This window comes from Leisingera sp. CC-HEC096 (assembly GCF_059429235.1).
The window spans coordinates 2,865,208-2,879,120 of the sequence record NZ_JCAIJS010000001.1; the positions used below are offsets into that span (position 1 = coordinate 2,865,208).

A 13,913-nucleotide genomic window follows, 5' to 3' on the forward strand; every position below is an offset into this window, starting at 1 on the left:
AAAATTCTTAGCCGCCGATGGTTTCGACGGTCAGGTTTCCATTGGTGTAGACGCAGATATCGGCGGCGATGGCCATGGCGTCCCGTGCCACTGTTTCGGCGGACCTGTCGCTGTCCATCAGCCCGCGGGCAGCTGCCAGCGCGTAATTGCCGCCGGAACCAATGGCCGCCACATCATGTTCCGGTTCCAGCACGTCGCCGGCGCCGGTAATCACGAACATGTCCTTGCCGTCGGTGACGATCAGCATTGCCTCCAGCTTCTGCAGGTATTTGTCGGTGCGCCAGTCCTTGGCCAGCTCGACACTGGCCCGCGCCAGCTGGCCGGGCGTGGCTTCCAGCTTGGCCTCCAGCCGTTCCAGCAGGGTAAACGCGTCAGCGGTCGAGCCGGCAAAACCCGCCACCACATCGAAACCGCCGGGTGACAGGCGGCGCACCTTGCGGGCGGTGCCCTTGATCACGGTCTGCCCCAGCGACACCTGGCCGTCGCCGGCAATAACCACCTGGCCGCCCTTCTTGACACCGATGATAGTGGTGCCGTGCCAGCCAGGAAATTTATCGTCTGCCATGTAAGTCTCCGTTTGGTTGCCCCCTATATGGAACCATCCCCCCGCCGGCACAAGAGAGCGGCGGGGATCAACAGCCTTGCAGGACATGCTCCCCAGTTTTCTGCTATGCAGAAATTGCAGATCGGGGCTGTCGAACCGGCAATTGCGGGACTCGGCACCGCATCCTAAATGAGGCTCACAACCGGCACAGGGTCGGCTGTTTCTCAGAAGGATATGCGCAAATGACGACCGCAAACATTCATGCGCCGCTCGGAGCAGTCACCGTTCTCCGCGTGGTCGACGCAATGGCCAACGTCAAGAACACCATCGTCGAATGGTATGAGGCCCGCGAAACCCGCAAGGTTCTGGCACAGCTGACCGATGCCCAGCTGGAAGACATCGGCCTGGACCGCTCCGACATCGCCAAGTTCTGATCCTCCATGACCAGATCCTTTGAATGAGCCGCCCTGCCACGGGCGGCTTTGTTCATTCCGGGGTGCTGGTTTTGTATTTGCCGGCCTGATCCGGCAGCCAGGCCTCGATTGCTGCTGTGGCCACCACATGGCGGGAGCCGGCGCCGGCATCTTCCACATCCAAACCGCCCTTAACCGCGCGCACGCTCGCATGGCCACGCGGCAGGTCCTGTGCCACCAGATCGCAATCGACCGCGTCTGGCTGCTGCACACCGATGGTGACCTCCACCCGCATTTCGCTGTGATCGATCCCCAGTTTGGAAAACAGCGTGATCGAGGAATGATGCAGGGCGTCCTGCACTGCGCGGCGGGCGGCCTTGGTATAGTCCTGACCGTACAGATCATTGCCGGTGCCCATCTCCAGGATGATGCGCTTTTCGCTCATTTTACGGCCTCCATGTCAAAGGACACAACCACTGCTGCATTGGCGATCACCGTGCGCCCTCCGTGAGGCTTGTCTATGTCGAGCCCGCCTTTCACAACCGTGATACTGGGCCGGCCGTAGGGGAAGATCTCCAAGAGCGCGTCTTGGTCTACCGCCTCCGGATCCTGAACTCCGATCTCGGCATCGATGATCATGTCTTCTTTTGAGAAATCAAACAGTTCCGCCATGTTGACGGAATTGTGCCACAGCGCGTCCCTGATCGCGCGGCGGGCGGCTTCGGTGTAGTCTTCGCGCCTGAGCGATGTGCCCATTCCGAATTCCACCAGGACCCGTGTCTTGGCCATGTCGCCTCCTGTATCTGTTCCGGGAGGGACCCTTGCAGGGCGGCCGGGCAAAGGAAAGAGCCAGTTTGGCGCCTGCCGCTACACCAGAGCCCGCTAAACAAAAAAAGGGCTGTCCCCGCGGGGACAGCCCTTCGAAATCGAGTACTTTGATCAGGCTCAGATCGACTCTTCGATCCAGCTCTGCAGCGCGGCCTTGGGGGCAGCGCCGGCTCGGTTAGAGACCACCTGGCCGTCCTTGAAGATGAACAGCGCCGGGATGCCGCGCACGCCCATGGCGGCGGCGGAGTTCGGGTTGCTATCAACGTCGACCTTGGCAATTTTCACCTTGCCGCCGAGTTCCGCGGCCAGCTCTTCCAGAGCCGGGCCAATCTGTTTGCAGGGACCGCACCACTCTGCCCAGAAATCCACCACAACGGGGATATCGGAGTTCTTGACTTCGGCGTCAAAAGTGGCGTCGGTGACGGCTACGGTGGACATATGAATGTCTCCATGAGTGTGTGGCAACTGGAGTCGGAACCTAGGTACGGCTTAACCGATCGTCAAGGTTCCAACTGCCGCTTCAATGCCGCAGTCACAAGCTCGTGCGGCAGCGGCATCAGGGTTGCAGTCCGGGTCCAGAGCAGCGCGGTCTCAACGGTCCGGCCAGGATAGATCAGGGCCAGCGCATGGGCATAGGCCCCCATCTGCCGCAGCAGGCCTTCGGGGCATTGTTCAGGCTCTGCCGGCACGGTGGCGTTGGACTTGAAATCCACCGCAAGGACCGTTTCGGGGGTGACGACCAGCCGGTCGATGATGCCGTGCAGGCGGGCACCGTTCAGGTCGGCGGTGACAGGGGCTTCGGCCAGCGTATCCGGGTGAAACACATCTGCCAGGGCAGTGTTTTGCAGAACAGCGTCGGCTTCGGCCAGCAGTTCCGCACAGTCGCCGGCTCCTTGCAGCAGGTTTTGTGCCAGCCGCGGCCAGTCTGCTTCCGCCCGTCCGGGCAGGTGCTCCAGCAGCAGGTGCAGCCGGCTGCCGCGGGCCTTGGCGGCCTCCTCATCGAGCCCCTGATCGCCGGGCAGCGCTTTGGCTCCGCCCAGATCGGAAGGGCTGAGCGCCGGCGCCGGCGCTGCATAGGGTTTCGCCGGGCGGGTGAAGACCTCCGGCAGCTCATGTTTCGCGACTTCATGCGCTTCGGGCACGACCAGCGACAGGCCGTCCCAATCGCCATGCTGCAGCCTCAGGCCGGTGCCGCCCTCCGCGTCGAATTCCACCGCACCGCCGTCGCGCATGGCGTGTTCCGTCAGCCGGTACCAGCTGTCACCTTGCTCGCCCACCTCGCCGGCGGCAGCGACGATCAGCCATTTTTCCGCCCGGGTCAGAGCCACATACAACAGGCGCAGCCGTTCGTTTTGCAGTTTCTCCTGCGCGGCTTCACGGGCCGCCAGCATCGCAGGCGGCATCTGGTCCTTGGGCATTTTCCAGACCGGAGTGCCACCTGCCAGCATGATTTCCGCATCCCGCGGCGGCTGCCGTTTGGCAGTGTCCGGCAGGATCACAATCGGCGCTTCCAGCCCCTTGGAGCCATGCACGGACATCACCCGGATCATGTTGCCGGCCGCACCCATCTGGCGTTTGATCTCCAGATCATCGGTCTGCATCCAGACCAGGAAGCCGGTGAGGCTGGGCACATCGGTGCGTTCATAGGCCAGCGCCTGGGACAGCAGCGCGTTGATGCCATCCTCAGCCTCCGGACCCAGCCGGCCCAGCAGTTTCTGACGGCCGCCATGGCGGGTCAGGATGCGCTCGATCAGATCGTATGGGCGCAGGAAGTCGGCGTTGGCGCGCAAGTCATCCAGCACCGCCATGGTTTCGGGGAACTCCCCTGCCCGCTCGCGCAGCGCCGGCCACAGGTACATCGCCTCCCGCCGGTGCGCGAGATCGAACAGCGCCTGCTCTGTCCAGCCGAACAGCGGTGATTTCAGCGTCTCCGCCAATGACAGAGAGTCTTCCGGCAGCGCCAGAAACCGCAGCAGCGCGGCGATATCCTTGACCGCCAGTTCAGCGCCCACCTTGAGCCGGTCGGCGCCGGCGATGGGCAGTTCGGCCTTTTTGCAGGCGCGGATGATTTCCGAGAACAAATCGGAGCGGCGCTGCACCAGGATCAGGAAGTCGCCGGCCTGCACCGGGCGGCGCTGAAAGGTGCCGCGCTCCGGGCCGTCCTCGGGGATGGTGACGCCGGTTTCAATCATCTGCTTGATCGAGCGCGCGATGCGTTCGGCCAGGATCACCGTGTGGTGGCGGCTGCTGGGCCGGTCTACCGGGCTGGTCCAGTCTGGATCCTCGTCGTCCTCGACCTTGCCGACCACCGGCCACAGATCCACCCTGCCCGGCAGGTCGGATTTGAAGGCTTGGTGCAGCGCCTCCTTGCGGAAGCCAGCGCGCGGGCTTTCGCGGAATACCAGATCCACAAGTTTCAGGATCGCCGCGGAGGAGCGGAAGGAAAAATCGAGCGAGGCATCCTGCAGCCCTGCCCCGGTTTCCGCCAGCCGGTTGCCGAACTCCTGCTGCATCCGGTCGAATGCATCCGGGTCAGCACCCTGGAAGGAATAGATCGACTGTTTCTTGTCGCCGACCACAAAGATCGTCCGCTCAACGTCCGAGCGCGCGCCTTCGCCGGCGGTAAATTCCTGCGCCAGCTTCTCGATCACGTCCCATTGCACCGGGCTGGTGTCCTGCGCCTCGTCCACCAGGATGTGGTCGATTCCGCCATCCAAGCGGTACAGCACCCAAGCGGCAACGCCGGGGTCATTCAGAAGTTGGCGGGCCTTGAGGATCAGGTCGTCAAAGTCGAGCCAGCCGCGCAGCTGTTTGCGGCGCTCGTATTCCGGCAGGAAGGCGGCAGCAAAGCGGTGGAGGTCGTGGCTCTTGCGGGCGGCCGTGAGGGCGAGGCGTTTGGCGCGCGCATCCTCGACCCGCCGCATCAGCGGTTCCAGCTGATCCATTAGGGACAGGTGGGATTCGCGCAGTTTCTTGGTTGGGAACTTGTCTATCTTGGCGGTGAAAGGCTCCTTGGCGCTGGCACCGGTCAGAAAGACGTCTTCCAGTGTGCTCAAATCGGCGAGCGTGGGCTTTGTGATGCTGGCGAGCTTGGCTGCTGCCTTCTGATCCGTGGTACCGCCCTGCCCCAGCATCTCGCGGGTACGTTGCAGCAGCTCTTCCTCACCGCCCAGGAACACCAGTGCCTCCAGCGCGGTCTCGTCAAATCCTTCGGGCAGGCCGAACAGCTCCAGCAGCCCGTTCCAGTCCAGCGGCTCGCCGAAATCGGCGCGACGCTGGCAGATGGCGGCGGTAAGCGTTTCAAAATCGCTGTCGCTGACATGGCGCGCCAGGGCGTCGACCTGCGGTGCTTGCGCGCCTTGGGCAAAGTCCTCCATGATCTCTGCCCGCAGCAATTGGCCTGCGCGGTCGTCCATCTCGGAAAACTGCGGGCTGACGCCGGCCTCCAGCGGGAAGCGGCGCAAGAGCGACGAACAGAAGGAGTGGATGGTCTGGATCTTCAGCCCGCCCGGTGTCTCGATGGCGCGGGCAAACAGGGTGCGGGCCTTGGCCAGATCCTCGGCCGCGGTGTTGACTTCCCCCAGCTCGGTCAGTGCTGCGATCAGCGCCGCATCCCCCAGCATCGCCCATTCCCCCAACCGCTTAAACAGCCGGTTCTGCATCTCGCTGGCGGCAGCCTTGGTGTAGGTGAGGCAGAGGATATGCTGCGGCTGCACGCCCTTTAGCAGCAGCCGCGCCACCCTGTCGGTCAGCACCTTGGTCTTGCCGGAGCCCGCGTTGGCCGCCAGCCAGGTGGAGGCATCGGGGCGGGCGGCGCGGAACTGCGCCTCGGAGGCGGCGTCGCGGATGGTCATGCCAGATCCTCCGGCTGCGGTTCGGCGCTGCGGTCCCATTCGCCGTAGCGCGCGAGGTGGTCGTAATCGCCGGCGATGTCGTCGCGGTGCACCATGCGGCGGCTGGAATAGCCCTGATTAGGCTCGAAATAGGCTCCGATCAGCGTGCGCAGCTCATCCCAGACCTTTGCGGGGGGCTCATCCTCCAGCGGCGCGCGCACTTCGTTCAGTTTACTGCCCAATCCTATGAACAGCGCACGGGCCACTTCAGCTGGGCCGAGGGCGTCAAAGGCGCCTTCCTCGGCCATTGCAGCCTCGATCAGCAGCTGTTTTTCGAACTTCTTCTGCTGCGACTCGCTGGGCGGTGTGCCGGTCTTATAGTCGTAGAGATGCAGGAAACCGCGGTCGTCCATGTCGATCCGGTCGGCGCGGCAGGCGATGGTGAAATCCAGCGGATCCAGCCGGGCGCTGCCCTTGGCCTCAAAAGCAACCGGCTTGGCGCGGGCTTGGCGCTCCTGCTCGGCCAGGATGAAATCGCCGGCAATCTTGCGGATGCGGCTGTGCCACAGGATGCGGGCGACGGGCCAGGGCACATGGGTCTCCAGCAGGTCTCGAGTCTTGCCGATCAGCTGCTCCGCCGTCAGCAGAGACGGATCGGCTTGGGCGTCCTTGATGAAGTGCTCGAACACCTCATGCACCACAATGCCGCGCAGCAGGGCGTCGGGCTCTTGCACCAGCGGGTTGAGCGGTTTCAGCCGCAGCACATGTTTGGCGTAGATCGCATAAGGATCGCGGATCAGCCGCGGAATTTCGGTGATCGTCAGCCGCCGCGGGCGGGCGGCCACAGGCGGGCAGGGAGACGGGCGGCGATATTGCGGGATCGGCGTGGGTTCTTCCAGCGCTTCCGCCCAGCCAAGCCACTGGCGGCCCTTGGCGCGCATGGCGTCCAGCGCCGCGCGGCCGCCTTGCTCCGGAAGCCCGGACAGCAGGTTGGTCAAGCGGTTCAGCCAGCGCGAGGGCACGGTGTCGGCCTCTTCCGAGCGTTCGGCACGGGTCAGCCAGACCTCGGGCGCGGCGATGGCCTGCTGGAAGTCATGCGCCGACAACCCGATGCGGCGTTCTGGCAGCAAGAGCCCCGCCTGGTTGCGCAGCTGGCGGTTCAGCCAGGGGTCGGGTGAGGCGGCCTCGGGCCAGCTGCCTTCGTTCAGGCCGCCAAGGATCACCAGATCGGCGCCTTGCACACGAGCCTCCAGCGTGCCCCAGATCATGATCGAGCCATAAGGCGCATCGCGGTCGCGGACCTCTCCCTGGCTCAGAAGCGCGCCCAGCAGGTCGGCGAAGTCACGGGCAGTCATATCGCCGCCGTACGGTGCTTCGGCCTCCAGGTTTTCGATGCAGGCGAGGGCGGTCTGACCGGCCTTCTTATCCCACAGCGTGCCGGCGCCATCGGCCTGGCTGCCGGCGGCGATGCGTTCGGCCAGGCCGCGCAGACGCTGGACCCAGCCGGTCAGGGGCAGGGTGCCGGCAATCTCCTGATCCGCGAAACAGGCTGCCAGCCAATCCGTCCAGCCCGGCGTCAGCTCACGGCCCTTCTCAAACCCGGTAAAGGCGGCGGCATCCGGGAAAGGCGGGCCGTTGCGGCGCAGGGACAGCTCCAGCTCGCGGGTCTGGCGCAGGTGGTTGCCGCGGTCCGCGCCGTCATGGGTCAGCGGGTGTTTCAGCAAAGTCAGCAGACTGTCGCAGGCCAGCGGTTTGCAGAACAGCCCCGCCACATGGCGCAGGAAGCGGCCCGGCGGCGACAGCTGCAACGGCTGGCCGGCCGAGTCGTCCGGCAGGATGTCCCAACGGTCCAGCGCGGCGGAGACCTGGCGGGTCAGCATCCGGTCCGGGGTGATCAGCGCCGCGGTCTGTCCGTCCTCTGCCGCCTGTCGCAGGCGAAGCGCGATGGCCAGCGCCTCGGCGCGGGGGCTCGGGGCCTCGACCAGGGTGACGTTATCGGTGGCGGTGTCCAAACCGGTCAGCAGCGGGCCTTCGCTCATCCAGGCGTCGGTGACCGGGGCAGGGCGCAAGGCCAGCGAGACCAGCCGGTTGCGTTCTGGAGAGACCGGCGGGATCTCTGTCCAGGGCTGCACGTCGCCCGGTGACAGCTCCAGATCCTTCATCAGCTTGTGGAACCGGTACTGCGGGTGATCCTCCGAGATCAGCGGATCATCCAGCCCGGACCAGACATGCTCCGGTTGGTCAAAGTCGAAGCCGGGCAGCACCACCGCCCCTTGCGGCAGCCGCGCGATGGCTTGCATCAGCATCAGCGTGGTCCCGCGTGAACCGGTGGAGCCGGCCAGGATCACCGGATGCTGCGGGGGATTTACCTGCCACTGGCCGATCAGGTTCAGCACCACTTGGCGCTGCCGGGCCTGGGCGTCCATCGCGCCCTCATGCAGGCCGGTGAATTCATCGGCAATGCCAATGAAGGCCTGGGCGCGGGCCCAATGGCCGGACATGTCGGAGACATCAAGCCCGCGGATCGTATCGGTGCTGACGCCTTCGCCCTGCATTTCGTCGATCAGCGCAGCCAGGCTGTCGGACAGATCATAAAGCGAGGCGCGGGAAGCCAGATCAGGCTGGGCGTCCAGCAGTTTCGCAATCAGTTGCGACAGCTCCAGACGGCGCCGCAAAGGGGGCAGGGCAGGCGGCAGGCCGTCCAGCGTGGCGCGCTGGGCCAAGTCGGTCAGCAAGAGCATCCGCGGCAGCAGCATGGCAGGGCCGGCATCGAACAGGCCGCGCACCCGGCGGGCCATGCGGGCGGTGTTGACAATCAGCTCCGCCCTGGCCAGCGCCTCAGGTGGCAGGCCCTGGCTGCGGTTGCGCAGGCCTTTGACCAGCGCTCGCGGGAAATCAACGCCGCAGGGTACGGCAAACAGACGCGGTTTGGCGGACGGTTCAAACATCATCTGCGGCAATCAGGTCCTCGGCCAGTGTGATCCCTTCGGGATGGCCCACATCGCACCAGCGGCCGGGATATTCCAGCGCAAACAGGCGGTCCGCTGCGGCCATCTGGTTCCAGAGTACGTTGAGGGAGAAAACCTTGTCTTCAACCTGGTGCAGCCCTTCCGTTTTCAGGATCTGCACGCCGCCATAGACCAGATCACCGCCGCGGCTGATACGCCCCTCGGCGTCCGCCGAGAAGTCTCCGCTCCCGGTGCGGCCAACGGCACGGGCCAGCGGCACGCAAACCAGCAGCGCATCCATGCGCTTCGGATCCCAGGCCTTCTGCGCCAGCTGCAGCGGATTCGGGCCTTTCCAGATGGCGTCGGTGTTCATGGTGAAGACCGGGCCGTCCCCCAGCAGCGGCAGGGCCTGGCGCAGCCCGCCGCCGGTGTCGAGGATGTCAGGTATTTCCAGGCTGAGGAGCACGTTTTCAGGCTCTAACAGGGCTTTCAGCGGCTCCGGCTTGTAATGCAAGTTGGCGGCGATCCGGGCCGGGCCTGCTTCGCGCACGAGCTCCAGCGCGTGGGAGATCAGCGGGCGGCCCGCCACCTCGATCATCGGTTTCGGCTTGTCGCGGGTCAGCTCCCGCATCCGGGTGCCAAAGCCGGCGGCAAACAGCATGACGGCATCGGGGGAGCGCTGCATCAGGGCCTCAGTTTGTCCAGGTTTTCCGGGGTGGGGGCGGGCAGGCTCTCGCGCAGCAAAGCGCCGATCCGGGCCAGCGCCGGGTGCTCCAGCCCGCGGATGAAATGGTCCCAGACCCGCGGGATCAGATCCACGTAATGGGGTTTGCCGTAATCCATGCTGAGCCGGGCAAAGACGCCGAGAATGCGCAGGTTCCGCTGCACGCCGAGGACGGTATACGCGGTGCGGAAGCCGGACTCATCGGTGCCGGCTGCCGCGATATAGCGGGCGATCATCTGCATTTCGATGCCGGCGGGCACGTCGCGGCGGGCATCCTGCAGCAGCGACACCAGATCATAGGCCGGGTGGCCGGCGCGGGCGTCCTGGAAATCCAACAGGCCAACGCGGGCGACGCCCTCGCGGTCCGGCAGCCACAGCAAGTTCTCGGCGTGATAGTCGCGCTGCACCAGCACCGGATCGCCTTTGACGGTCTCTCGCAGAATGTCTTCGAACAAGTCCTCGAACCGGGCCTGCAGATCCTCATCCTGGCTGCCGAGGATACCGGCGCGGTATTTCGACAGCGCCAGTCCGGACATCTCTGCCATCATCCGCGGGCCATAGGGCTCAAGATCCGGCATCGGCGCCTGGTGCAACGCCACCAGCGCATCGGTTGCCGCTTCGTATAGCTCCTTTTCCAGCGCCGGTTCGCGCAGGATGACCCGGGCGTACAGATCGTCACCCAAGTCCTCCAGCAGCAAGAAGCCGTGTTCAATGTCCTCGGCCAGGATTTCCGGGGCGCTGAGGCCCTGGTCCCGCAGATATCGGGCGACGCTGATGAAGGGGCGGACGTCCTCGCCCTTCTCCGGCGGGGCGTCCATCAGCACCACGGTTTCGCCGCCGGCGGCGGTCAGCCGCTCGTAGCGCCGGTTGGAGGCGTCGCCGGCGAGCGGGCCGCGCTGCCAGCCGGCATAAGGTGTTGCGGACAGGAAGGATTCGCAAAGTTTACTGCGGTCGGTCATGCGCAGATGCGCTCCATCAGGGGCTGCCATTTCGGATCGCTCCAGCGGAGTGTCAGATGGCGGCGGTCTTCATGATCGGGGTCCAGCGCCAGCGTCAGGTGCATGGCATGGGGAGGGGTCAGCTCAGCTAGCCGGTCGGGCCATTCGACCAGGCAGATCGCGGTTTCAAACGCTTCGGTCAAGCCCAGCTCCTCCAGTTCATCCAGCGAGGACAGCCGGTAGAGATCGGTGTGCCACAGCTCGCCGGCGGGCACGTCATAGGTCTGCACCAGAGTGAAGGTGGGGGAGGGCACATCCTCCGGGACTTCCATCAGAGATTGTATCAAGTGGCGGGCGAAGTGGGTCTTACCGGCACCGATCACCCCCTCCAGCAGCAGGCAATCGCCGGGGCGCAGGGCCCCGGCGATTTGTGCGGCCAAGCGGGCCGTTTCATCCGGTGAGTTCAGCGTGCAGGCCGCGGTGTGCGTGGTCATGGCGGTACAATGCCGCCGCCGCCGGACTGCTGCAAGCGGGTTTCCCCTGATCAGCCCTGGGTGATGGCGGGGAAACGCTCCTGGCTTGCCGGCAGGGCAGTGGTTTCCGGCGGGCGGAAGCTTACCATTGTGGCGCCGTTCTGGATCGCCGAGACCTTGCAGACCAGAGGGGTGCCATCGCGCAGCTGGACGCGGGACCACCATTCCTCCCGCCCTTCGTAGCCGGCGACAAAGTCGCGGATCTCTCCCCAGACCGGGGTCGGGGCGCTGGTGTTCTGCCAAACCCTGCTGGCATCCATGATCGAGACTTTGGCAAAGCTCGTTTCCGGATCCATCTGCCACAGACTGCCATAGGCGGTGTTGGAGAAGGTCATCGTGCCGTCGCTGGCAAAGACCGCGATCGCTTCGTCCATCTGGTCCAGGATCGACTGGCCCATTTCCAGCTCCGAGCGGAACTGGCGGGTGAGGGTCACCTCGGCGGTGATGTCCTCGAACAGGAAGGCGATGGCGCCGTCCGGATGCGGGCGGCCTGACACCTTGTAGACGGAACCCGACGGCAGCGACCAGGTTTCCTGGTACCGGCCTTCGGCGGCGGCTTCCAGCAGGTCGGCCATCTGGTGGCGCCAGCTGGAATAGCTTTTGGGTTCGGGCATCATCCTCTGATCGCGCAACCGGTCAAAGAAGGTGAGCAGATTGGGCCGCGAGCTGAGGAAATTGGCGGGCAGGGCGGTGAGGTCGATCAGCACCGGGTTGAACAGCACCAGCTGGCGGTTGCGGTCAAAGATCGCGAGGCCAATCGACAGCTGGGCAAAGGTCTTGGCCAGGGTTTGCACAAAATTGCGCTGGGCCACTTCCGCATCGACCACGGCGTTCACGTCGACAGCGTGGCACAGCCAGCCGGCCTCTGTTTCGGTGGTCGAGACGTTATACCAAAGTTTCTTCTTGCTTTCCGGCAGAGGGATTGAGATCCGTTCCGGCTTGCCGCTGGTCATCGGGTCATGGAGATCGGTGAACAGGGGCGCGGCAAAATCCGTGTTGCGTCCACGAATCTTCTGGCTGAGATCATCGTAGGCGAGGTTGGACCAGGTGACATTGCCATCTTCCGATTGCAGCCAGACCGGATAGGGCGCCTGATGCACGGCGGCGCGCAGGGTGGTCAGTTCCTGATCGAGGGATTTGTTCTGTTCCTCCAAGGTGCTGCGGCGCAGCTGCACCCGGGTCACCCCGTCAATCCATTCGCAATGCGCTTCGCGGCTTTCAGCGGCGGCAGTGCCGGACAGAACCAGCGGGCCGACATCCTTGAGGAAACCGGGTGATTGCGGCAGGCCCGGGTAGCTGCGGGCGAGCTGGTCGCGCAGCATGCCCCAGTCAAAGTTTTCAGCCTGGTCGCCGATGAATTTGCGCGCGCCCGAGGACCAGCCGATCAGGCTGTTGTCATCGAACAGGAACACCGCATCGGTGCGGCCATCGGCGGCCAGCAGGTCATGCTCCATGCCGCGGCGGCGGTGTGTGGGCGACAGCCACCAGACCGCGGCAGCAGCCGTTGCAGCGCACAGCGCTACCAGTACAAACCATTCGATCGAAGCGAAGTTCTGCATCTCGTTCTGCCCAGTTCAGCTCTCGTTTACCCGCATGGTTCCGCAATAATGGTTAAATGAAGTTTAATTGGTTGCCCAAAAGTGAATAGTTAAATTTCTAAAGGTATATTTTTCCCGATGACAGGGCCGCCGTCCTCCATAGCGTCGATTTTTTCACGCGGCCAGGCCACCTCGACAATGGCGCCGCGCCGTTCGCGGAAGGGGCTCAGGGTCTGGAACGGGTCCGACCCATTGGCGAATCTCAGTTGGGCGCCAGTGCGCTGCAGCAGGGTTTTGGCAATGAACAGGCCCAGCCCCATGCCCTCATACTCCGGCCGTTGCTTCAATTCGCTCTCGCCGCGGCGGCGGCGCACGAAGGGGTCGCCGATCCGGCCCAGCAACTGCGGCGGGAAGCCCTGTCCGTCATCGCAAATGCGCAGGATGATCCGGTCGTCATTCCAGGCGGCATCAATCCAGACGGTGGACTGGGCAAAGTCGACGGCGTTCTGCACCAGGTTGCGCAGCCCGTGGATGATCTCAGGCTTGCGCAGCACGGTCGGCTGCTGGAAATCGCCGCCCTCCAGCGGTTCTTCGTGATAAACGACAGTCTTGCCCCGGTTCATATGCGGCTCAGCGGCCTCGGTCACCAGGGTCGAAAACGGTGCCTGGCGCAAATGCAGGTCGTCTTTTCCGGCGCGGCCCATACTGCGCAGGATGTCGCGGCAGCGGTCGGCCTGCTCACGGATCAATGCGGCGTCCTCGCGCAGGTCGGGGCGGTCGTCCAATTCCTCGATCAGCTCGGCGCTGGCTAGTTTAATAGTGGCCAGGGGCGTGCCCAGTTCATGCGCGGCAGCGGCAACCACGCCGCCCAGATCGGTCAGCTTCTGTTCGCGTGACAGTGCCAATTGGGTGGCGCTCAGCGCGTCGGACATCGAGCGCATTTCATTGCTGACGCGGAAGGAATAGGCGCCGATGAACAGGATGGCGATGACGATGGCAATCCAGTTGCCGAAGATGAACACATCGGGGATGCGCAGAATGAAGCCCAACTCGGTGCGCAGCGGCAGGTGGAATTCTGCCAGCAGCGTGACCAGGATGATGGCCGTAGCACCGATGATCAGCGTAGATCGCAGCCCCATTACCGCGGCGGAGATTGTCACCGGACCCAGCACCAGCAGCGCAAAGGGATTATTCAGGCCGCCGGTGAGATACAGCAGAAAGGCCAGCTGCAGCAGGTCGAACAGCACCATGAGGAAATTCTCGAACTCGGTCAGGCGCTTGTTTTCTGGAAAGGCAATGATAGCGATCAGGTTGCCGGCCGCCGAGACGCCGATTGCCAAATAGCACAGGCCCAGCTCCAGCTGCAGGTTGAAGCGGTGCTGCGCCACGGCAATGGCGGTGATCTGCCCGGCAATTGCTACCCAGCGCAACAGGATCAAAGTCCGCAAACGGATCCAGTGGCTGTGTTCATGGCTGCCCGCCAGCCTGAAGATGCGATCGCTCATTTGGTCCGCTGCTCCCGCAGATGTGACGCCGTGCGCCAGTTGCATCGGCTGTATTTCTTGATAGGTCTGGCGCCGCAAACGATCAACAACCCTTCCCTGACGAAAAGTG

General features: G+C 64.3%; 12 protein-coding genes. 1 reads left to right on the forward strand and 11 read right to left on the reverse strand.

Annotated elements, in window-relative coordinates; genetic code table 11:
- Positions 1–7: 7 nt before the first annotated feature.
- Positions 8–565, reverse strand: a complete 558-nt coding sequence (gene hslV / locus AC5STI_RS13735; RefSeq protein ID WP_495447065.1) for an ATP-dependent protease subunit HslV — start codon at positions 563–565, stop codon at positions 8–10.
- A gap of 221 nt (positions 566–786) precedes the next feature.
- Here hslV and AC5STI_RS13740 point away from each other — a divergent pair, with 221 nt between their 5' ends.
- Complete coding sequence (locus AC5STI_RS13740) at positions 787–978, forward strand: DUF1127 domain-containing protein (protein WP_475048551.1); 192 nt, start codon at positions 787–789, stop codon at positions 976–978.
- A 52-nt stretch (positions 979–1,030) separates the two neighbouring features.
- On the opposite strand, the gene AC5STI_RS13745 is transcribed toward AC5STI_RS13740, so the two are convergent.
- The 10 genes from AC5STI_RS13745 to regB form a co-directional block, all read right to left on the reverse strand.
- Positions 1,031–1,402, reverse strand: coding sequence for a Lin0512 family protein (locus AC5STI_RS13745; RefSeq protein WP_495447066.1), 372 nt, complete (start codon positions 1,400–1,402; stop codon positions 1,031–1,033).
- On the reverse strand, positions 1,399–1,746 hold the full coding sequence (locus AC5STI_RS13750; RefSeq protein ID WP_495447067.1) for a Lin0512 family protein: 348 nt from the start codon (positions 1,744–1,746) through the stop codon (positions 1,399–1,401). Before AC5STI_RS13750 ends, AC5STI_RS13745 begins: the two co-directional genes overlap by 4 nt.
- A 156-nt stretch (positions 1,747–1,902) precedes the next feature.
- Positions 1,903–2,223 (reverse strand): thioredoxin, encoded by a 321-nt coding sequence (gene trxA / locus AC5STI_RS13755; RefSeq protein ID WP_421052842.1) that lies wholly within the window; start codon positions 2,221–2,223, stop codon positions 1,903–1,905.
- 62 nt (positions 2,224–2,285) lie between these two features.
- Positions 2,286–5,639: a double-strand break repair helicase AddA gene (gene addA / locus AC5STI_RS13760; protein WP_495447068.1), complete on the reverse strand. Its 3,354-nt coding sequence runs from the start codon at positions 5,637–5,639 to the stop codon at positions 2,286–2,288.
- On the reverse strand, positions 5,636–8,569 hold the full coding sequence (gene addB / locus AC5STI_RS13765; protein WP_495447069.1) for a double-strand break repair protein AddB: 2,934 nt from the start codon (positions 8,567–8,569) through the stop codon (positions 5,636–5,638). Before addB ends, addA begins: the two co-directional genes overlap by 4 nt.
- Positions 8,559–9,251, reverse strand: coding sequence for a nucleotidyltransferase family protein (locus tag AC5STI_RS13770; protein ID WP_495447070.1), 693 nt, complete (start codon positions 9,249–9,251; stop codon positions 8,559–8,561). The genes addB and AC5STI_RS13770 overlap by 11 nt, the downstream gene beginning before the upstream one ends.
- Positions 9,251–10,249, reverse strand: a complete 999-nt coding sequence (locus tag AC5STI_RS13775; RefSeq protein ID WP_495447071.1) for an aminoglycoside phosphotransferase family protein — start codon at positions 10,247–10,249, stop codon at positions 9,251–9,253. The genes AC5STI_RS13770 and AC5STI_RS13775 overlap by 1 nt, the downstream gene beginning before the upstream one ends.
- Entirely contained in the window at positions 10,246–10,722 is a 477-nt protein-coding gene (gene tsaE / locus AC5STI_RS13780) for a tRNA (adenosine(37)-N6)-threonylcarbamoyltransferase complex ATPase subunit type 1 TsaE (RefSeq protein ID WP_475048563.1), read from the reverse strand. Before tsaE ends, AC5STI_RS13775 begins: the two co-directional genes overlap by 4 nt.
- Before the next feature lie 50 nt (positions 10,723–10,772).
- A complete protein-coding gene (locus AC5STI_RS13785; RefSeq protein ID WP_495447072.1) occupies positions 10,773–12,320 on the reverse strand; it encodes a PAS-domain containing protein in 1,548 nt (515 codons plus the stop codon).
- An 89-nt stretch (positions 12,321–12,409) separates the two neighbouring features.
- Positions 12,410–13,804 carry a sensor histidine kinase RegB gene (gene regB, locus AC5STI_RS13790; RefSeq protein WP_490397865.1) on the reverse strand — a complete coding sequence of 465 codons (1,395 nt, stop codon included), beginning with the start codon at positions 13,802–13,804 and terminating at the stop codon, positions 12,410–12,412.
- Positions 13,805–13,913 lie beyond the last annotated feature (109 nt).

Excerpts from the sequence above, each read along its gene's own strand:
- AC5STI_RS13740 (WP_475048551.1), top strand. The coding sequence starts at position 787 with ATGACGACCGCAAACATTCATGCGCCGCTCGGAGCAGTCACCGTTCTC.
- regB (WP_490397865.1), bottom strand. The coding sequence starts at position 13,804 with ATGAGCGATCGCATCTTCAGGCTGGCGGGCAGCCATGAACACAGCCAC.
- AC5STI_RS13750 (WP_495447067.1), bottom strand. The coding sequence starts at position 1,746 with ATGGCCAAGACACGGGTCCTGGTGGAATTCGGAATGGGCACATCGCTC.
- tsaE (WP_475048563.1), bottom strand. The coding sequence starts at position 10,722 with ATGACCACGCACACCGCGGCCTGCACGCTGAACTCACCGGATGAAACG.
- addA (WP_495447068.1), bottom strand. The coding sequence starts at position 5,639 with ATGACCATCCGCGACGCCGCCTCCGAGGCGCAGTTCCGCGCCGCCCGC.
- addB (WP_495447069.1), bottom strand. The coding sequence starts at position 8,569 with ATGATGTTTGAACCGTCCGCCAAACCGCGTCTGTTTGCCGTACCCTGC.
- AC5STI_RS13745 (WP_495447066.1), bottom strand. The coding sequence starts at position 1,402 with ATGAGCGAAAAGCGCATCATCCTGGAGATGGGCACCGGCAATGATCTG.
- AC5STI_RS13770 (WP_495447070.1), bottom strand. The coding sequence starts at position 9,251 with ATGCAGCGCTCCCCCGATGCCGTCATGCTGTTTGCCGCCGGCTTTGGC.
- trxA (WP_421052842.1), bottom strand. The coding sequence starts at position 2,223 with ATGTCCACCGTAGCCGTCACCGACGCCACTTTTGACGCCGAAGTCAAG.
- AC5STI_RS13785 (WP_495447072.1), bottom strand. The coding sequence starts at position 12,320 with ATGCAGAACTTCGCTTCGATCGAATGGTTTGTACTGGTAGCGCTGTGC.
- hslV (WP_495447065.1), bottom strand. The coding sequence starts at position 565 with ATGGCAGACGATAAATTTCCTGGCTGGCACGGCACCACTATCATCGGT.
- AC5STI_RS13775 (WP_495447071.1), bottom strand. The coding sequence starts at position 10,249 with ATGACCGACCGCAGTAAACTTTGCGAATCCTTCCTGTCCGCAACACCT.